This is a genomic window from Pseudonocardia bannensis, from assembly GCF_012911875.1.
GTDB classification, from domain to species: Bacteria; Actinomycetota; Actinomycetes; order Mycobacteriales; family Pseudonocardiaceae; genus Pseudonocardia; species Pseudonocardia bannensis.
In genome coordinates this window covers 18,425-37,163 of the sequence record NZ_JAAXKZ010000006.1, presented here as the reverse complement: position 1 = coordinate 37,163, position 18,739 = coordinate 18,425, and the positions used below count along the sequence as shown (strand labels likewise).

Here is an 18,739-nt window from a genome sequence, read left to right as displayed (position 1 = left end):
GCGGCGATCCGGCCGCGTCGGGCCCGTCCGGCCGCCCACCGCACGGAACGGGAGCTTCCACGCACACCCGGTGGGAGCACTGGCCCGACGGCGGCCACTAGAAGGTACTGTCGCCGGCTAGACACCGAGCACGGCCCTAGTGATCGCGAACGCGCAGGCGCACGGCGATCGGCACAACCTGTTCTGGAGGATCGACTGGTGGGTGAGAGGACCTTCCTCCCCGAGGTCGAACGCTCGACGAGCGCTACAGGCCACGGATGGGCCCGGCAGGACCCCACGGACAGCGGCCGGCCGGCCCTGGTGGCCCCGCGGCCGCCGCACGACGGCGAGGACCCGCTGGTCAGCGTGGCGAGGCGGCTGCAGAGCCAGCTCGAGCAGCACGTGCGGCGGCTCGGCCGGATGCACGCCGACGAGCAGCGTGGCGAGTATGCGGCCGGCCTGTCCGAGCTGCTCGACGCGACCCGCCGGATGCGCCGCAACAGCGAGAGTCTGCTGATGCTGTGCGGCGTGGACCCGGGCTCGCGAAACGGCGCCCCGCGGGGCCTTCTCGACGTGCTGCACGAAGCCGTGTCCGTGTCCGATGATCCGCGTCGCATCGTGGTGCTGCCCGCACCGTCGGCCTCCCTCCTGCCCCGCGCGGCCGTCGAGCTGCTGCATCTGCTCGCCGAGGTGCTGGACCACGCGACGTCGGCGTCCCGGCCGGGTTCCCGGATCGACGTCGTGAGCCGCACGGAGGCCGATGGCGGGCTGTCCGTCGAGGTCCTCGCCGACGGGTCCGGTGCGCCGCGGCGGCACCGGCCGCATCCGGGATCGGCGATCGCCGATCGGCTCGCTCAGCGCTCCGGCACGGCGATCCGGCTGCGGCGCCCGCATCCCGGCGCCGACTCGGGTTCGGTCGCGATCCTGCACTGCCCGCCGGCGCTCATCAGCGGCGTCGAGGCCGAGCCGGCCCTGCCGCAGCCCGGGCTGCGGGACCTGCCGTCCGCACTTCCGGGAACCGACGGTCGCAACGACGCGCCGCGCCCGGCTCCCGGCGACCCGGCGGCCTTGCGTGATCCGGTGGGGCTGGGCGAGCCGGTGGGGCTGGGCGAGCCGGCGGGTCTGCGTGGCCCGACGGGTCTGCGTGATCCGGTGGGGCTGGGCGAGCCGGTCGGACTGGGCGAGCCGGTCGGACTGGGCAAGCCCGCGGGGCTGCGGGACCCGGCGGCCTTGCGCGAGCCGGTGGAGCTGGGCGAGCCGGTCGACCCCGGAGCACAGCCGGTGGCGTCCCTGGGGGCCGACGAGCTGTTCGGGCCGTTGCAGGACCAGGGACGCGAGCCGGCGGACGATCTCATGTCCACTCCGATCTTCGAAGCCGTCGCCTCGGCCTGGTTCCGGAACGAGCCGTCCGACGGGAACGGTTCGCCGGAGCAGGGATCCAGGTCGGCGAAGCCGGTCGACTGGGACTCGCCCAGCGACGCGGAGTGGCGAGCTGCGCAAGCCCGGGCCGCCCAGCCGGATCCGGAGCTGACGACGGCGAGCGGTCTCCCGCGCCGCCGCCCGGGCGGCCAACTCGTCGCGCCGCCGCTCGCAACGGCGGATTCCGCCCCGCCCGGTCCGGGCGAGCGCGTGCCGGACCGCGTACGCGACCGACTCGCGACGTACCAGCGGGGCCTGCGGCAGGGGCGGCACCGCGCCGCGGACCCCGAACCGCCGCAGGCGGCTGCGAGCGAGCCCGGCCCCTGGTGGTCCGAGTCCGGCATCTGATCGGGCGGCCGTACCTGCGGCCCCATCGCCGGACCGCCGTCCGGTGTCCTGATCGCGCCGACCACCCACGGCGCCCGATCGACGGTCTCGGGCGGCAGATGCACGACGCGTGCCCGGCCGAGCCCCTGCGACCCTCGCGGTGGCCCAGGACCGCCACGAGTCCCCACCGGCCGGACTCGACGAGCACGGCCACGAGTCGGGTAGCCGGACCGCCATCGCCGCGGACGGACCGTGCGGCGGCTCGTCCCTCTCGTGGTGATCGCTGCGAGCGCAGGCCTGGTGACGGCCCGCGCCGGCTGACGACGCGTTCGCCCCCGAAACATCTCCATTAGCGCCGGCCACGCTGGGCGTCAAGATCTCGATTTGGTCGAGCTTCTCGGATACTGTCCAGTCAGTCTACCGACGGCGATCGTCGATCCGCCGAGGCCATGGAGGTCGGGGTGTCGCTTGCGTACGCGGCCGGGGACGGGTCGGTCCCGCTGCTCGACGAGACCATCGGGGAGAACCTGGCGCGGACGGCTGCCCGGTACCCGCACGCGGAGGCGGTCGTCGATGTGGCGCGGGGGGTGCGGCTGGACTACCCCGCGTTCCTGTCCGAGGTGGACGGGCTGGCACGGGCCCTGCTCGCCGCGGGCGTCGGGCACGGTGACCGGGTCGCGGTCTGGACGGCGAACCGGGCGGAGTCGGTCGTCACCCAGTACGCGACGGCCGCGATCGGTGCCGTCCTCGTCGGGGTCAACCCGGCGTACCAGCAGGCCGAGCTGGACCACGTCCTGCGCCACGCCGCCGTGAGCGTGGTGCTGGCCGCCCGGAGCCATCGCGACAGCGACTACGGCCGGATGCTCGCGGAGGCGGGCCGGGCGGGCTGGCAGGGGGGCGCGGTCCTGTTCGACAGCGGCGGGTGGGCCGAGTTCCTCGAGGCCGGGCGCCGGGTCGAGGAGTCCCGGCTGACCGCCGCGAAGGCGGCGGTGGCCCCGGACGACGTGTTCTGCCTGCAGTACACGAGCGGCACCACCGGGGCGCCGAAGGGGGCCATGATCACGCACCGGTCCGCACTCAACAACGGCCTGTCGGCGGGCCGGGGGCTGCGGCTCACCGAGCGCGACCGGCTGTGCGTGTGCCTGCCGTTCTTCCACGCCTTCGGCATCGTCGCGAGCAACCTGGCCTGTACGACGCACGGGGCCGCGATCGTCATCAGCGCGCCCGGCTTCGACGCGGCGGCGGTGCTGGCCACGGTCGAGCGGGAGCGGTGCACGGCCCTGCACGGCGTGCCCACGATGTTCATCGCCGAGCTCGCCCACCCGGACTTCGACTCCTTCGACCTGTCCAGCCTGCGCACCGGGATCATGGGCGGGTCGCCGTGCCCGCAGGACGTGGTGCAGGCGGTGGCTCATCGCATGGGGATGTCCGAGCTCACGGTCGGCTTCGGGATGAGCGAGTTGACGTCGTTGACGACGCAGACGCGCGTCGACGACCCGCTCGAGCGGCGCTACGGGACCGTCGGGCGGCCCCTTCCCCACCTCGAGGCCCGGGTGGTGGACGCCGAGGGGCGGACGGCACGCTGCGGCGAGGTGGGCGAACTCGTGGTCCGGGGTTACAGCAGGATGGCCGGCTACTGGGAGGATGCCGAGCAGACGGCGACCGCGATCGACGCCGACGGCTGGCTGCACACCGGCGACCTGGCGACCATCGACGCCGGGGGGTACGTCCAGATCGTCGGGCGGCTCAAGGACATGGTGTGCCGGGGCGGGGAGAACATCTATCCCCGGGAGATCGAGGACGTGCTGCACCGGTTGCCCGACGTGGTCGAGGCCCAGGTCGTCGGCGTGCCCGACCCGAAGTACGGCGAGGAGGTGCTGGCGGCCGTGCACCTGCGGCCCGGCAGTGATCTCGACGAGGACGCCGTCCGAACCTACTGCCGCGAGCACCTGGCCTACTACAAGGTGCCCCGCCACGTCGTCTTCATCCAGGACTTCCCGAGAACGGCCAGCGGCAAGGTGAAGAAGCGGGAGTTGCGCGATGCGCTCGCCGCACGTCTGGGCGCCGCTGTGTCCGGATAGTCCGAAGGAGTTCTCCAACGGCTTCTTGACCACTTCTTCCGGTCGGTATACTGTCCGGTCAGTTCGCAAGACTCGAATTCATTCCCTCAGCGACGAGGAGCTCGTGTGAACGTCGTCGGCGAAACCCATTTCCCCTGCCCGGGGAATGCGCGGGGCAAGCGATCCGGGTCGATCGGATGACCGGCACCGAGACGTCGCCGCGGGTCGACGGCGGCACGCCTGCCGACTCGCCGCGGGCGCTGCTGGACATCAGCGGGCTCTGCGCCGGCTACGGCAAGCACGTGGTCCTCGACGGGGTGTCGTTGCGCGTGGGCCAGGGTGAGTTCGTGGCCCTGCTCGGGCACAACGGCGCGGGCAAGACCACCCTCCTGCGCTCGATCGTCGGGTTGGTCCAGCCGCGTTCGGGGCGGGTGCTGTTCGGCGGTGCCGACCTGACCGGCCAGTCGGCCGCCGCGATCATCGCCTCGGGGATCGCGCTGGTCCCGCAGGGTCATGGGGTGTTCCCGTCGCTGAGCATCGCGGAGAACCTGGCCCTGGCCGGCTCGGTGGGCACCCGCGGCCGGTCCGCGGCCGGTGAGGTCCGCGACTTCGTGCTCGGGCTGTTCCCACTGCTCACCGAGCGCCCCCGGGCCCGGGCCGGATCGCTGAGCGGCGGGCAGCGCCAGATGCTGGCCATCGCCATGGCGCTGATGGCCAAGCCGCGGCTGGTGCTGCTCGACGAGCCGTCGACCGGGCTTGCTCCGCTGCTCGTGGACGAGGTGCTCGCCGCCGTGAAGCAGATCAACCGCGAGCTGGGGACGAGCGTGCTGCTGGTCGAGCAGGACATTCGGCGCACCTTGGTGCACGCAGATCGGGTGTACGTGATCAAGCTCGGCGCTCCTGCATTCGACGGGACGCCCGAGGAAATGCACGAGCAGGACTGGTCGGGGCTTTTCTGAGTCTGCAGCAACTGTCCGAAGAAATCGTCGGCAGGTCAGTTCTCTGACCTTTCAGCAAGGAGAAGACGGGTGAAGTCTGCTCTACGCAAGCACAGACTGGCCGGCATCGGCGTCGCGCTCTGCCTCGCGCTCACCGCATGCGGCGGGTCCGGGGGCGGCGCGGGTGAGGTCGACGGCGTGACGACCTACAAGCTCGGTGCCGCGATGGCGCTCTCGGGCGGGCAGGGGGCGCTGGGCAACGACTTCGTGCAGTACATGCAGTACGGCGTCGAGGCGGCGAACCAGCAGTACGCCGCCGACGGCATCCGGATCGAGCTCGTCGCCGAGGACACCCAGGCGACCGCCGAGATCGGCGTCGCCGCGCTCAACAAGCTCGCCTCCGTCGAGAACGCGCCCATGGTCGTCACGGCCTGGAGCGCGGTGGTCAAGGCGATGGCGCCCATGGCCGAGGACCTCGGCGTCGCGGTGGTGAACACCGGCGCGAACAGTCCGGAGCTCGAGGCGGCCAGTGGCGCGCTCGCCAACTTCTTCCCGCTCGCCTCCCTCGACGTCGAGGCGCTGGGCACCTACATGGCGGAGAAGGAGGGCAAGCGCCGGGCCGCGATCATCTACATCGACAACGCGACCGGCCAGGGTGCGAAGGACATCTACCGGAAGGCCTTCGAGGCGGCCGGCGGCCAGGTCGTCGCCGTCGAGAGCGTCGCACCCGACGCCGTCGACGCCTCGTCGCAGGTGGCGAAGATCGCCGCCGCCAACCCCGACACCGTGCACGTGCACACCCTGTCCAACGAGGGCCCGGTCGTGCTGCGGGCGCTGCGCGACCAGGGCCTCGCGGCCCAGGTGACCACCTACGCCGGTGTCGCCGAGGACGCCGCGGCCCGGCAGGCCAGCGGCCAGGCGGCCGACGGGATCATCTACACGAGCGTGGCCTCCGTCGGCTCGTCGGACCCCGACGTGGCCGCGATCGTCGAGCGGTTCAAGCAGGACAAGGGCCGCGAGGCGCCCGGGCTGTCCTACGGCATCTACATGCACGACAGCGTCTTCCTCTACGCCGAGGCGATCAAGCGGCTGCGCGCGTCCGGGCGCGAGGTGACCGGGGAGAACATCATCCAGGTCTTCCGCGAGGGCACGCCGCTGCCGGTGCGGCTGCAGGGTGAGGCGACCTTCACCGACACCCTCACCATCCGCAAGCCGATCGACCTCAAGCGGATCGTCAGCTCCGCCCGGCCGGTCGTCGAGGACGAGAAGTTCGTGACGCTGCAGCCCTGACGTCCACCACCCGGGCCGGCGCGACCCCGCACGCGCCGCGCCGTCCCGGGGCACGTCCACAATCGAGGATCAAGCATGGATCTGGACCTGCTCCTGCAGCTCGTCAAGAACGGCGTCGTGCTGGGCCTGCTCTACGGGTTGTTCGCCTACGGGCTCAGCCTGATCATGGCGGCCACCGGCATCTTCCACCTTGCCCACGGGTTGGCCCTGGTCGCGACGGCCTACAGCTTCTGGTGGCTGTTCGCGGCGGCCGGGCTCGGCGCCCTGGTCGCGACGGTGCTCAGCCTGGCCGTCGGCGGCGTGGTCGGCGTCGGCGTCGAACTGCTCGTCTACCGCCCGCTGCGCCGAGCGGGCGCCGGCCACATGGCCCAGCTGGTCGCCTCGCTGTCGGTGCTCACGCTCGGGCAGAGCCTGCTGGAGCTCGGCTTCGGTTCCGACGCGAAGGCGGTCCCGCCGACGGCGTTCCTGGACTGGACCGTCGCGGTCGGGCCGCTCGTGATCCGCAGCTGGGACCTTCTGGTGCTGGCGGCCAGCGTGGTCGTGTTCGTGGCCCTGTACGTCCTGCAGACCCGGACACCCGTCGGGCTGTCCTTCCGGGCGGTGGGCGACAACGCGATGCGGGCCGAGACCCTCGGCATCCGCATCCAGCGGACCTACCTCTGGGTGTTCCTCGTCGGCTCGGTGGTCGCGGCCATGCCCGGGGTGCTGCTGGCCGTGCAGACGCCGACGCGGCCCTCGATGGGCTTCGAGCTGCTCGTGATGGCGGTGATCGCCCTGGTCATCGGCGGCGTCGGCAGCATGCCGGGCGCGCTGCTGGGCGGCATCGTGATCGGCCTCGTCGAGAGCGTGGCGGCCTTCCGGCTGCCCACCGAATGGGCCCACCTGGTCCTGTTCGCGCTGCTGTTCGTCTTCCTCGTCGCCCGGCCGCACGGCCTGACCAGGGCGACGGTGCGGCATGCCTGACCCGACCGCCACCGCCGGACCGTCACCGACCGGGAAGGGAGCCGGAGCCCGATGAGCTTCTACCTCAACAACCTGTTCTCCCTGCTCGCGATCTTCGTCATCCTCGGGCTGTCGTTCAACCTGCTGATGGGGTACGCGGGGCTGTTCTCCATCGCCCACGGCGCCTACTTCGGTGTCGGCGCCTACACCACCGCGGTCCTCATGCGCGACGGCGAGTGGAGCTTCCTGCCGGCGCTGGCCGTCGCGTTCGCCCTGTGCGGGCTGCTCAGCCTGGTGCTCGGCGTGGCGGCCCGCCGCGTCACCGACATCTACCTGGTCCTGCTCACGCTGGCGTTCCAGGTCGCCGCGGTCCGGCTGTTCTCGATCCTGGAGATCACCGGCGGCGCGGGTGGGCTCGTCGGCATCCCGCGGCCGGACCTGTTCGGCCTCACCCTCTCCGCCCCGCAGGTGATCATCGTCGCCTGGGTGCTGTGCGCGGTCGTGACGGTGGGCCTGCGGACGCTCGTGCGTTCGCCGTTCGGCCGGACGCTGGAGAGCCTGCGCGAGGACGAACTGGCGGCCCGTTCCCTGGGCAAGGCCACCGCGACCGCGAAGGTCAAGGTGTTCGCCCTGTCCTCCGCGATCGCCGGTGCTGCCGGTGGGCTGCTGGCGGTGCACCTGCGCTTCATCAGCCCCGCGGAGTTCGGGCTGGACCGGTCGATCGAGATCCTGTCGCTCACGATCATCGGCGGGCTCGCGGCGTTCTGGGGGCCGTACCTGGGGGCGGCGGTCATCGTCCTCATCCCGCAGGCGCTGAGCTTCCTGGCCCTGCCGACCTCGCTGGTCGGCGCGGTGAACGGGCTCGCGTTCTCCGTGCTGGTGCTGCTGTTCCTGCGGTTCCGGCCGCAGGGTCTGGTGGGCGGGCGGCGGCGCCGGGAGCCGGAGGTGCCCGAAGCCCCGGCGGACGCCGCTCCGGCCCCCCGCAACGAGGTGGACCCGCCCGCCTCGCCGCTCGCGCGGACCGCCGCCGGGGCGGCCGCCGGCGTGCTGCGCTGCGAGAACGTGTCCATCGCGTTCGGCGGGCTGAAGGCCGTCGACGACGTCTCGCTGACGCTGCAGCCGGGCGTCATCACCGGCCTCGTCGGTCCCAACGGCGCCGGGAAGACGACGTTGTTCAACCTGCTCAGCGGGCTGCTCACGCCACAGACCGGCCGGGTCTTCCTGGGCGACCGCGACATCACCGGGGTGTCGCTGGACGCCCGGGCGCGCGCCGGCATCGTGCGGTCCTTCCAGGACATGCGGCTGTTCGCCGGGATGTCCTGCCGGGACAACCTGCTCGTCTCGCTGACCCCGCTGGCCGACGAGCGCATCCTGCGCCTGCCCGGTCGTGGCGCCGAGGCCGACCGTCGCCGGCGGGCCGAGGAACTCCTGGCGTACCTGGGCCTGGCCCGGCACGCGGAGACCCTCGCGGGCAACCTGTCCTACGCCGAGCAGAAACTGCTGATGATCGGGCGGCTGCTGGCCACCGACGCGCACTGCTACCTGCTCGACGAGCCCATGTCCGGACTGGACGCCGAGGGGCGCGAGCGCATCCTCGCGCTGCTCCGCGAGACCGTCGCCAACGGCGCCACCATCTGTCTGGTCGAGCACAGCATCGACGTGATGACGCAGGTGTGCACCCGGATCGCGTTCCTCGCCGACGGCCGGCTCGTCCGCGAGGGCCCGACCGACGAGATCGTCTCCGACCGCGAACTCGCGGCCACCTACTTCGGGAGCTGAGCCGATGGTCGAGGCAGTGATCGTGGCGGCCACCCGGACCGCCGTGGGCCGGGCACGCAAGGGCGCCCTGGCGGCGATGCGGGCCGACGACCTCGCCGCCACCGTCGCCCGCGCCGCGCTGGACCAGGCGCGGGGACTCGACGCGGACGAGCTCGACGACCTCTACCTGGGGGTCTCCAACCAGACCGGGGAGCAGGCCCAGAACCTCGGGCGACGGGTCGCCGTGCTGCTGGGCGCGGACACCCTGCCCGCGGCCACCGTGAGCCGGGCCTGCTCCTCGTCGGTCCAGACCGCGCGGATGGCGTTCCACGCCATCAAGGCCGGTGAGGGCGACGCGTTCCTCTCCGTCGGCGTCGAGTGCGTGTCGCGGTACACCCAGATGCCCACGCCCGCGACGGACAACCCGCTGTTCGCCGCGGCGCGGGAGCGGTCTGCGGTCCGGGCGGCCGGCGGCGACGGCGCCTGGACGGACCCGCGCCGGACCGGCGGACTCCCCGACTTCTACCTGGCGATGGGCCAGACCGCGGAGAACGTCGCGGCGCTGTGCGGCGTCAGCAGGCGTGAGCAGGACGAGTTCGCGCTGCGCTCACAGGAACGCTACGCCGCGGCGCTGGCCGCCGGCGTCCCCGACCGGGAGATCACGCCGGTCACGCTGCCGGACGGCACGGTGTTCGCCGCGGACGAGTCGCCCCGCCCGGCCACCACGGCCGAGGGGCTGGCCGCCCTGGCCCCGGTCTTCCGTCCGAACGGGACGGTGACCGCCGGCAACTGTTGCCCGCTCAACGACGGCGCGGCCGCCGTGGTGATCACCAGCGATGTCCGGGCGGCGGAGCTGGGGCTGGCCCCGCGGGCCCGCATCGTCGCGACCGGCGTCTCGGGGCTCTCGCCGGAGATCATGGGCCTGGGGCCGGTGGAGGCGAGCCGTCGCGCCCTGGCCCGGGCCCGGATGTCCATCTCGGACGTCGACCTCGTCGAGATCAACGAGGCGTTCGCGGCCCAGGTGATCCCCTGCCAACGCGAGCTCGGTGTCGACCCGGAACGGCTGAACGTGCACGGCGGCGCGATCGCCCTCGGCCACCCGTTCGGGATGACCGGTGCCCGGATCATGACCACGCTGCTCACCGCGCTCGAGACGCGCGACGCGCAGGTGGGGCTCGTGACCATGTGTGTCGGCAGCGGCCAGGGCATGGCACTCGTGCTCGAGCGGCTCGGCTGAGCGCCCGCACACCGACCGACCCCGACGAGAGGGATCAAGCGATGGACTTCCTGCTCACCGAGGACCAGCAGGACCTGCAGAAGGCCGTCCGGGAGCTCGCGGCGAACTTCGACGACGACTACTGGGCGACCCGCGACGAGCGGCACGAGTTCCCCACGGAGTTCTACGACGCGTTCGCGAAGGCGGGCTGGGTCGGGATCGCCGTCCCGGAGGAGTACGGCGGAGCGGGCCAGGGTGTCGCCGAGGCAGCCCTGATGCTCGAGGAGATCGCCGCCTCCGGGGCCGGCATGAACGGGTGCAGCTCGATGCACCTGACGATCTTCGGCCTGAACACCGTGGTCAAGCACGGCACCGAGGCGCTGCGGCAGGAGGTGCTGCCGGCCGCCGCGGACGGCAGCCTGCACGTCTGCTTCGGGGTCACCGAGCCCGACGCGGGCACCGACACGACCCGCATCTCGACCTTCGCGCGGCGCGACGGCGACTCCTACGTCATCCGCGGCCGCAAGGTGTGGATCACCAAGGCGGGGCTGGCGAGCAAGATGATCCTGATCGCCCGGACGACCCCCCGGGACCAGGTCCGCAAGCCGACCGAGGGCATGTCGCTGTTCCTCGTCGACATCGACCCGGAGGCCGTGCAGGTCTCACCGATCCCGAAGATGGGCCGCAACGCCGTGGCCTCCTACGAGGTGGTCATCGACGACCTGCGGGTGCCTGTCGAGGCCCGCATCGGTGAGGAGGGCGAGGGCTTCCGCTACCTGCTCGACGGGCTCAACCCCGAGCGGATCCTGCTCGCGCACGAGTCGCTGGGCCTGGGCCGGGCGGGCGTGCGCCGGGCCGTGCAGTACGCCAGGGAACGGATCGTCTTCGACCGGCCCATCGGGTCGAACCAGGGGATCGCGTTCCCCCTGGCCGAGGCGACCATGCGCCTGGACGCCGCGGAGCTCGTCGCGCGCAAGGCGGCCTGGCTCTACGACCGGGGCATGCCGTGCGGGCGGGAGGCGAACACCGCCAAGTTCCTGTGCGCCGACGCGGCGTTCACCGCCACCGACCAGGCCCTGCAGACCCACGGGGGCATGGGCTACGCCCGCGAGTACCACGTCGAGCGCTACTTCCGGGAGGCGCGGCTCATGCGGCTGGCCCCGGTGAGCCAGGAGATGGTCCTCAACTACGTCAGCCGCCACGTGCTCGACCTGCCGCGCTCCTACTGACGGCCCGCACCCACCCATCATCGAACGGAGATCCCCATGGCCTCCAGCCCGTCTCCCGTGAGCGTCGCATCCGGCGGCGCCCTGACCGCCGGTGTGCACCTGCCGCAGGCCGGACCCGCCGCGTCCGGGGAGAACATGGCCCGGGCCGCGGTGCACGCCGAGGATCTCGGGTTCGCCGGGGCGTGGCTGTCCGACCACCTCGTGGTCCAGCAGGGTGCGGACTATCCGCCGTCGGCCTACCAGTACGAGGCGCTGGTGTCGATGACCTGGGTCGCGGCCGCCACCCGCCGCATCGAGCTCGGGCTGTCGGTGATCGTGCTGCCGATGCGGCCCCCGGTCGTCACGGCGAAGATGCTGAGCTCGATCGACCTGCTCAGCGGTGGGCGCACGATCGTCGGCGTGGCCGGCGGGTACCTGGAGGCGGAGTTCGACACCCTCGGCGTCCCGTTCGCCGAGCGCGGTCCCCGTACCGACGAGGCGCTGCAGATGATGCGGACACTGTGGACCGAGGACCCGGTGACCGGGGAGTTCCCGGTGCACGGCGTGCGGTTCGCGAACATGCGGATGAAGCCGCAGCCCTCGCGGCACATCCCGATCTGGGTCGGCGGGCACGCGCCGCCCGCACTGCGCCGCGCGATCCGGTCCGGCGACGGCTGGCACGGCATCCTGCGCGGCACCTCCGGGCTGCCCGCGGACCTGGTGGAGCAGCTGGAGAAGCTGCGTGCCGAACGGCCCGAACGTGAGTTCGTGCTCTCGGTGCGGGCGATGTGGGACGGCCTGGAGGACGACCACGACGGGATCCTGCGCTGCATCGAGCGCCTGCAGGCCCTCGGCGTGACCCACGTCGTCGGCGAGCCCCGGCAGCGCACCCTGGAGGGCTACCTGCGCTCCGCCGAGCAGCTCGCGGCGCTGTTCCGCCGGGCCGGCGCGACGATGACGGCCTGAGGCGAGCCGAACCATGGAACCCCTCCGAGACGCGGGCGCGTTCGCGGCGTCCCTGGACGCCTACATCGCCGAGGCGTTCGCACCGGGATACTTCCCGGCGACGCTCGGCGTCGGGCTCGTGGCATGCGGCGACGGACGGGCGCGGCTGCGGCTGCCGTTCCGCCCGGCGCACCGGCAGAACGCCGGGGTGCTGCAGGGCGGCGTCACCGCGACATTGATCGACATGGCCATGGCCTGGGCCGTGACCTCGGCGGTCCACCCGCGCGGCACCGCGACGATCAACCTCGACGTGAACTACGTCCGCCCGGTGGTGGACGCCGATCTGGAGTGCGAGGCCGTCGTCGTGCGGGCCGGCCGCACGGTCGCCACCGTGCGGGCCGAGGTCATGACCGACGACGGCAGCGTGGTCGCGACCGGCTCCGGCAACTTCCTGGTCCGCCCGCCGCAGCCCGCCGGGGTGCGGCCATGACGGCGGCGATGCCGGGACGGGCGCAGGTGCTGGCGGCGCTGCCCGGCGTGCTGGCCCGCCACGCACCGGAGCTCGACGCCGCGATCGTCGCCGAGCGCGGGTACCCGGCCGCGTCGGTCCGGCGCGACCGGGAGGGCCTGCTCGCCGACGCCGCGCGGGCCGCGACCGGCGCCGACCCGGCGGCCGGCCGGGCACCGCTGACCGGCCGGAACGGCGGGGACCGGTACCTGCTCTGCGTGCTGTCCTACAACATCGGGTACTGGGCGCTGGTCCCGGTGCTCAACTGCGTGCTGCCCGGCAACCACGTCCGGCTGCGGTTCCCGCGCGGCGCCGACCGGATCGCCGCGGCCATGCTCGCCGTGCTGCACGACCTCGTGGGACCGGATCGGGTCGTCGTCGACGATCGCCCCGGGCGGGAGCTGGCCCGCGCGGCCGCCGAGGACCCCGGCTGCGCCGGGGTCTGCCTCTACGGATCGGACCGGGCCGGGTGGGGCTTCCGCGGCGCCGCCGAGGCCGGCGTGGTCGTGGTGGTCGAGGGCCCGGGCAACGATCCCGCGCTCGTCCTGCCCGACGCCGCGCCGGACGTCGCGGCCCGGCTGACGGCGATGAAGTACGCCTACGGCTCGGGACAGGCGTGCGTCGCGCCCGAACGGATCCTGGTGGCCCGCAGCCGCTACGCCGAGGTCGTCGACGGGCTCGCGGCCGCCGCCGCGGAGCTCGTGGTCGGCGATCCCGCCGATCCGCGGGTGGACGTCGGGCCGATCCTGCACACCGGGGTGCTCGCCCGGCTGCGCGAGCAGCTGGACGACGCGGTGGCCCACGGTGCGCAGGTCGTGACCGGCAAGCTCGACGCGGACGGTTCCGCCCGTCCCACCGTTGTGGCCGGCCTGACCCCGGCGATGCGGGCGATGACCGAGGAGGTGTTCGGCCCGGTCGTCTACGTCGCCCCCGTCGAGGACGACGACGAGGCGGTCGAGCTGGCCGCCGCGTCGTCGATGGGGCTGAGCGCGTCGGTGTGGGGCCGCCGGGGCGCCGAGGCGGTGGCCGCCCGGCTGCGCGGGGCGCCCGCCCTCGAGCAGGTCGACGCGCCGGTGACCGGGCGGTTCGGTCTGGTCTCGGTGAACCGGCCCGGAACGGCGAACTCGCTGCACATCCCGTTCGGCGGCTACGGACGGTCGGGCTGGGTCTGGCGCCCGGACCCCGGCGAACCGCCCACCTTCTGGCAGGGCCCCAAGCACCTCGGCCGGGTGTTCTCCCGATGACACCCGGCGTCACCCCGGGCGGGCCGACCGCCCCCCTCACTGAAGGAGTCGTCATGTCGAAGCTCGACGGTCAGGTCGCCGTGGTCACCGGAGGCGGGCAGGGGATCGGCGCGGCCACCGTGCACCGCCTGGCCGAGGACGGCGCGCACGTCGTGGCCCTGGACCTCGACCTGGACAACGCGGAGAAGGCCGTGGCCGATCTGCCCCGGCCCGGGCTCGCACTGGCCTGCGACGTGACCGACCGGGCGCAGGTCCGCGACGCCGTCGCCCGGACCGTCGAGCGCTTCGGCCGCATCGACGTCCTGGTCAACAACGCCGGCGTCACCCGGGACGCGCTGGTGCACAAGATGACCGACGAGGAGTGGGACCTGGTGCTCGCCACCCACCTGACCGGCGGCTTCTACGTGACCCAGGCCGTGCAGGAGCACATGGTCGCCAATCGCTACGGCCGCATCGTGTTCCTGTCCTCGCGCGCGGCGCTGGGCAACCGCGGCCAGATCAACTACTCCGCGGCGAAGGCCGGCCTGCAGGGCATGGCCCGCACCCTCGCGATCGAGCTCGGCCGGTTCGGGATCACCGTGAACACGGTGGCGCCCGGCTTCGTCGAGACGGCGATGACGCGGGCCATCATCGAGAAGACCGGCGACTCCTGGGAGAACCTCGTGGCCGCCATGACCGAGCGGGCCGCCGTCAAGCGCACCGGCAAGCCCGAGGACATCGCGGCGGTCATCTCCTTCCTGTCCTCCCCGGACTCCGGTTTCGTCACCGGCCAGACCATCTACGCCACCGGCAGCCCCGCCGTCTGAGGCCCGAGCGATCCTGGAGGAACCGTGGAACGCTGCACGATCGGCGACGTCATCCGCCGGGGCGCCCAGCTGTTCGGCGACCGCACCGCCCTGGTGTCCGACGGGCGCCGCCACTCCTACGCGGAGCTGGATGAGACCTCGACGCGGCTGGCCGACGCGTTGCTGACGGCGGGTGCCGCGCCCGGCGACCGGGTCGCCACGCTGCTGTTCAACGACGCCGCCCACGTCGTGGTGTTCCTCGCCGCCGCCAAGGCGGGGCTGGTGATCGTGCCGGTCAACCGGCGCCTCACCGCGTCCGAGGTGGCTGCGGTCCTCGTGAGCGCCCGGCCGGCCGTGCTGATCCACGACGCGGCGCTGGAGCCACTGGCCCGGGCCGGCACGGCGGACCCGACGGTGCGACTGGTGCGGGTGGGCGGCGACCCGACGCAGGGGTGCTCGTTCGAGATGCTGGTCGGGAAGGGGTTCGGCACGCCGCCGTCGGTGCCGGTGTCCGGGGCCGACATCCAGGCGATCTACTACACCTCGGGGACCACCGGCGCGCCCAAGGGCGTGGTGCGCAGCCACCAGAGCAACATGTACATGGCCTGGGGCTATCTCGCGATGATGCCGGTGCGACCGGACGATTCGGTGTTCTACGCCTTCCCCCTCACCAGCGCCGCGTTCTACGGCCTGACCGTCCCGGCCTGGATGCAGGGGGCGAAGGTGGTCATGCATCGGGAGTTCGACGCGGCCCGGCTGATCCGCGACCTGTGCGCGGAGCAGGTCACCCACACCGCGCTGGCCCCGACGATGTGGGAGATGCTGATGGCCGAACCCGCGCACCGCGACCACCCGCCGACGAGCCTGCGGTACGCGCTGTGGGGCGGCAGCCCGATCCGGGCCGGCACGCTGGCGCGGCTGGCGGAGTGGCTGCCGGTCCCGGCCGGCGGCGTCTACGGCCTCACCGAGGCCACCTGCGTGACGGCCTGCGTGGGTGAGGACCTGGTGGCGGCGCCGTCGTCCTGCGGGCGCCCGACAGCGGGCTCGATGGTCCGCGTGGTGGACCCCGAGCGCCGTCCGGTGCCCGCGGGGGAGCTGGGCGAGGTGGAGATCTGCTCGCTCGTCTGCGCCGACGGCTACTACGGCAACCCGGAGCTGACCGCCGAGGTCTTCGTGGACGGCTGGTTCCGCACCGGCGACGTCGGGTGCCTCGACGCCGACGGCCGGTTGTCCATCGTGGACCGGGTCAAGGATCTGATCATCAGCGGCGGGGAGAACATCTACCCGGGGGAGATCGAGAACGCGGTGACGGGCCTGCCCGGGGTCCAGGAGGTCTGCGCGCTCGGGGTCCCGGACGAGAAGTGGGGGGAGACCGTGTGCGTGTTCATCGCGCCCCGGCCCGGCGCGGAGGTCACGGTCGACGCGGTGCTCGACGCCTGCCGGGAGCGACTGGCCGGCTACAAGCGCCCGCGCTACGTCGAGTTCCTGCCCACGCTGCCCAAGAACTCCATGGGCAAGTTCGTCAAGGCGAGCCTGCTCGACGAGTGGCGCAGCCGGTTGCGGGGGGCAGCCCGCTGAACGGACAGCACGCGCTCCCGGCCACCGGGGGCGCCCCGGGCCCGGTGTTCCCTGTTGCAGGCGCGGCGCCGGCGGTCGTTAGGCTGGGTTCTCCCGCGGGAGGGCCGCGGTCGCCCGCGTCGCAGGCAATCCCTTCCGAGGTGCGGCGCGCTCCGTGCCTCCGTTCGTCGAAGGAGCACACGTGGTGAGGCCGGCTCCGGCGCGGGGCGAGGCGGAGGCCTCCGCCCGCGGACACGAAGCGGAGGAGGAACGCCGCCGGCGCATCCTCGACGCCGCGACGGAGCTGTTCGACGCCCGGGGCTTCGAGGGCACGACGACGGACGACATCGCCGCGGCGGCCGGCATCACCAAGCGGACGCTGTACCGCTACATGGGCAGCAAGGAGCACCTGCTCTTCGAGATCCACGACAGGTGGATGCGCGATCTGCTGCCGGAGGTGAGCACCCACTCCGGAAGCCCGGAGCAGCGGATCCGGGCCATGATCGCGTCCCAGATGCGGATGATCGCCGATCATCTGCAGGAGGTGAAGGTCTTCTTCGAGGAGGTCAAGCACCTCAGCCCGCGCAAGCGGGCGGACGTGGTCGCCCGCCGTGAGGCCTACGAGCAGGTCCTCGACGGGATCCTGACCGACGGGGTGGCGGCCGGGGATCTCACGGTGCCGGACCTGCGCCTGACGACCCTGGGGATCCTGGGCGCGATCAACGAGACCTATCGCTGGTACCGGGCCGACGGACGACACGGCCCCGACGAGCTGGCGGAACTCATCGCGGACCTGTTCCTCCGCGGGTTGGCGCCGCGGGGACCCGGCGCGGCCCCGGCATCGCTCGACCCCGCGCTGCCCGCCGGAGTCCCGCCCGTGGCCCCGGGCCCCGACCGGGCGCAGCCGATGGGGCGCATCGTCAGTGCAGCCGGGCGGTTGTTCCGGGAGAAGGGCTATCACGGGACGAACACCCGGGAGCTCGCCGACGCCGCAGGCCTGACCAAGGGCGCGCTGTTCTACCACGTGGGTCACAAGGAGGAGGTGCTGGTCCGGATCCACGAGACGGTGGTGGGGCGAGGCGTGGCCGCCCTGTCCGGGGCCGACCGGGACGACGCCCCGGCGACGGAGACGATCGCCCGCATGATCGTCGCGCACTTCCGGGTGATCGCCGCCGACCGCGACGCCGTCGCCGTGGCGAGCGAGGAGATGAAGTACCTCCCGGCGGAGGCACGGCAGCGTGTCCTGACGCGTCGCGACGAGTTCGAGGGCCTCCTGGAGACCGCCGTGATGCGGGGCCGGGACCGTGGTGAGCTCGCCGTCTCCGATCCCCGCGTCGCGGCCCTGACGATCATCGGCCTGCTGAACTCCACCTACCGCTGGTACCGGCCGGGAGGCCGGCTCTCCCCGGACGACCTGGGTATGGCGTTGGCGCGGCTGGTGCTGAACGGGGTGTCGGCCCGCGGCTGAGCGGGCCGGCTGTGTCCTGAAGTGCTACGAGGTGACCGGGTCGGCGCCTGGTAGAAGGTATACTGTCTGGACGGTATCTCGCCTCCGGACCCGATGTCGCGCCAGGAGGCCCGCATGCAATTCGGTCTAGCCCTCGCCGGCCAGTTCCTGCCGGGAGACGATCCCCGCACCCGGGTCGCGGAGACGCTCGAGCAGGTGCGGGCCGCGCGCGAGGCGGGTTTCGCCTCGGTCTGGGCCTTCCAGCACTTCCTCGCCGACTTCCAGTTCCTGCAGCCCGTCCCGCTGCTCGCCCGGTTGCTGTCCGAGGCGGGGGACATGCACATCGGCACGTCGGTCCTGCTGGCGCCGTTCTACCCGCCGGTCCTGCTCGCCGAGGAGCTGGCGACGCTCGACGTGCTGGCCGACGGCCGGCTCATCGTCGGGATGGGCGCGGGCTACCGCGACGAGGAGTTCCGGGCCTTCGGCGTTCCCCGCGCCGAGCGGCTGGAGCGGCTGGCCGAGACGGTGCAGGTGCTGCGGGACCTCTGGAGCGGCGCTCCGGTCACCCACCGCACATCCCGGTTCGCGCTCGAGGACGCGCGGCTGCGGCTCCGCCCGATCCAGGGGGAGCGGGTGCCCGTCTGGATCGGCGCGACCGGACCGCGCGGGCTGCGCCAGGCCGCCCGCATCGGCGACGAGTGGCTCGCCTCGCCCGAGCTGTCACTGCCCGCGGTGGCCCGGCGGCAGAAGGTCTACCGCGATGCGCTGCCCGACGGCGTCCGGCCCGGGTCCAAGGCGTTCCCGCTGCTCCGGGAGGCCTACGTCGCGGGCAGCCGGGAGGCCGCCATCCGCACCGCCCGCCCGGCGCTGACCACCAAGTACGAGGCGTACGCGCGATGGGGTCACGAGGTCGGCGACTTCGACGAGCTGAGCCAGGACTCGTTCGTGCTCGGCAGCGTCGCCGACTGCGTCGAGCAGGTGCAGCGCTACGCCGCCGAGCTCGCGACATCGCACCTCATCGTGCGGATGCAGTGGCCCGGGCTCGAGCAGCGAGAGGTGCTGGACAGCATCGGCGCCTTCGCCGAGGTCATCGCGCGGTTCTCCCGATGAGGCCCG

Annotated in this window: 15 protein-coding genes; all 15 read left to right on the top strand. The window is 73.0% G+C overall.

Translation table 11 applies throughout. From position 1 onward, the window contains the following. The first annotated feature begins 198 nt into the window (after positions 1-198). The 15 genes from HF519_RS03035 to HF519_RS02965 all read left to right on the top strand — a co-directional run bounded on the left by HF519_RS03035 (position 199) and on the right by HF519_RS02965 (position 18,733). Positions 199-1,746 (top strand): hypothetical protein, encoded by a 1,548-nt coding sequence (locus tag HF519_RS03035; RefSeq protein WP_169410072.1) that lies wholly within the window; start codon positions 199-201, stop codon positions 1,744-1,746. A 428-nt stretch (positions 1,747-2,174) separates the two neighbouring features. Beyond that, complete coding sequence (locus HF519_RS03030; protein WP_169410071.1) at positions 2,175-3,806, top strand: AMP-binding protein; 1,632 nt, start codon at positions 2,175-2,177, stop codon at positions 3,804-3,806. Between the two features lie 176 nt (positions 3,807-3,982). After that, positions 3,983-4,744 (top strand): ABC transporter ATP-binding protein, encoded by a 762-nt coding sequence (locus tag HF519_RS03025; protein WP_169410070.1) that lies wholly within the window; start codon positions 3,983-3,985, stop codon positions 4,742-4,744. A gap of 69 nt (positions 4,745-4,813) precedes the next feature. Continuing rightward, positions 4,814-6,013: an ABC transporter substrate-binding protein gene (locus HF519_RS03020; RefSeq protein ID WP_169410069.1), complete on the top strand. Its 1,200-nt coding sequence runs from the start codon at positions 4,814-4,816 to the stop codon at positions 6,011-6,013. Between the two features lie 75 nt (positions 6,014-6,088). After that, positions 6,089-6,976 (top strand): branched-chain amino acid ABC transporter permease, encoded by an 888-nt coding sequence (locus HF519_RS03015; RefSeq protein WP_169410068.1) that lies wholly within the window; start codon positions 6,089-6,091, stop codon positions 6,974-6,976. 51 nt (positions 6,977-7,027) lie between these two features. Beyond that, positions 7,028-8,734 carry a branched-chain amino acid ABC transporter ATP-binding protein/permease gene (locus HF519_RS03010; protein WP_169410067.1) on the top strand — a complete coding sequence of 569 codons (1,707 nt, stop codon included), beginning with the start codon at positions 7,028-7,030 and terminating at the stop codon, positions 8,732-8,734. 4 nt (positions 8,735-8,738) lie between these two features. Continuing rightward, entirely contained in the window at positions 8,739-9,950 is a 1,212-nt protein-coding gene (locus HF519_RS03005) for an acetyl-CoA C-acetyltransferase (RefSeq protein WP_169410066.1), read from the top strand. A 41-nt stretch (positions 9,951-9,991) separates the two neighbouring features. Next, positions 9,992-11,158, top strand: a complete 1,167-nt coding sequence (locus HF519_RS03000) for an acyl-CoA dehydrogenase family protein (RefSeq protein WP_169410065.1) — start codon at positions 9,992-9,994, stop codon at positions 11,156-11,158. Between the two features lie 57 nt (positions 11,159-11,215). After that, positions 11,216-12,103 (top strand): TIGR03619 family F420-dependent LLM class oxidoreductase, encoded by an 888-nt coding sequence (locus tag HF519_RS02995; protein WP_169410064.1) that lies wholly within the window; start codon positions 11,216-11,218, stop codon positions 12,101-12,103. A gap of 13 nt (positions 12,104-12,116) precedes the next feature. Further along, positions 12,117-12,572 (top strand): PaaI family thioesterase, encoded by a 456-nt coding sequence (locus HF519_RS02990; RefSeq protein ID WP_169410063.1) that lies wholly within the window; start codon positions 12,117-12,119, stop codon positions 12,570-12,572. After that, positions 12,569-13,834 (top strand): aldehyde dehydrogenase family protein, encoded by a 1,266-nt coding sequence (locus HF519_RS02985; protein ID WP_169410062.1) that lies wholly within the window; start codon positions 12,569-12,571, stop codon positions 13,832-13,834. Before HF519_RS02990 ends, HF519_RS02985 begins: the two co-directional genes overlap by 4 nt. Before the next feature lie 53 nt (positions 13,835-13,887). Beyond that, entirely contained in the window at positions 13,888-14,640 is a 753-nt protein-coding gene (locus HF519_RS02980) for an SDR family NAD(P)-dependent oxidoreductase (protein ID WP_169410061.1), read from the top strand. Positions 14,641-14,664: 24 nt separating this feature from the next. Further along, the gene (locus HF519_RS02975; protein ID WP_169410060.1) at positions 14,665-16,197 is read left to right on the top strand and encodes a class I adenylate-forming enzyme family protein; all 1,533 of its coding nucleotides are present in this window, start codon (positions 14,665-14,667) and stop codon (positions 16,195-16,197) included. 181 nt (positions 16,198-16,378) lie between these two features. Continuing rightward, positions 16,379-17,644 (top strand): TetR-type transcription factor C-terminal domain-containing protein, encoded by a 1,266-nt coding sequence (locus HF519_RS02970; RefSeq protein ID WP_169410059.1) that lies wholly within the window; start codon positions 16,379-16,381, stop codon positions 17,642-17,644. Positions 17,645-17,758: 114 nt separating this feature from the next. After that, positions 17,759-18,733 carry an LLM class flavin-dependent oxidoreductase gene (locus tag HF519_RS02965; RefSeq protein ID WP_169410058.1) on the top strand — a complete coding sequence of 325 codons (975 nt, stop codon included), beginning with the start codon at positions 17,759-17,761 and terminating at the stop codon, positions 18,731-18,733. Positions 18,734-18,739 lie beyond the last annotated feature (6 nt).

Coding starts and splice junctions, on each gene's coding strand:
- HF519_RS03000 (WP_169410065.1), top strand. CDS start 9,992: ATGGACTTCCTGCTCACCGAGGACCAGCAGGACCTGCAGAAGGCCGTC.
- HF519_RS03030 (WP_169410071.1), top strand. CDS start 2,175: ATGGAGGTCGGGGTGTCGCTTGCGTACGCGGCCGGGGACGGGTCGGTC.
- HF519_RS03015 (WP_169410068.1), top strand. CDS start 6,089: ATGGATCTGGACCTGCTCCTGCAGCTCGTCAAGAACGGCGTCGTGCTG.
- HF519_RS02980 (WP_169410061.1), top strand. CDS start 13,888: ATGTCGAAGCTCGACGGTCAGGTCGCCGTGGTCACCGGAGGCGGGCAG.
- HF519_RS02965 (WP_169410058.1), top strand. CDS start 17,759: ATGCAATTCGGTCTAGCCCTCGCCGGCCAGTTCCTGCCGGGAGACGAT.
- HF519_RS02990 (WP_169410063.1), top strand. CDS start 12,117: ATGGAACCCCTCCGAGACGCGGGCGCGTTCGCGGCGTCCCTGGACGCC.
- HF519_RS03010 (WP_169410067.1), top strand. CDS start 7,028: ATGAGCTTCTACCTCAACAACCTGTTCTCCCTGCTCGCGATCTTCGTC.
- HF519_RS02985 (WP_169410062.1), top strand. CDS start 12,569: ATGACGGCGGCGATGCCGGGACGGGCGCAGGTGCTGGCGGCGCTGCCC.
- HF519_RS03005 (WP_169410066.1), top strand. CDS start 8,739: ATGGTCGAGGCAGTGATCGTGGCGGCCACCCGGACCGCCGTGGGCCGG.
- HF519_RS03025 (WP_169410070.1), top strand. CDS start 3,983: ATGACCGGCACCGAGACGTCGCCGCGGGTCGACGGCGGCACGCCTGCC.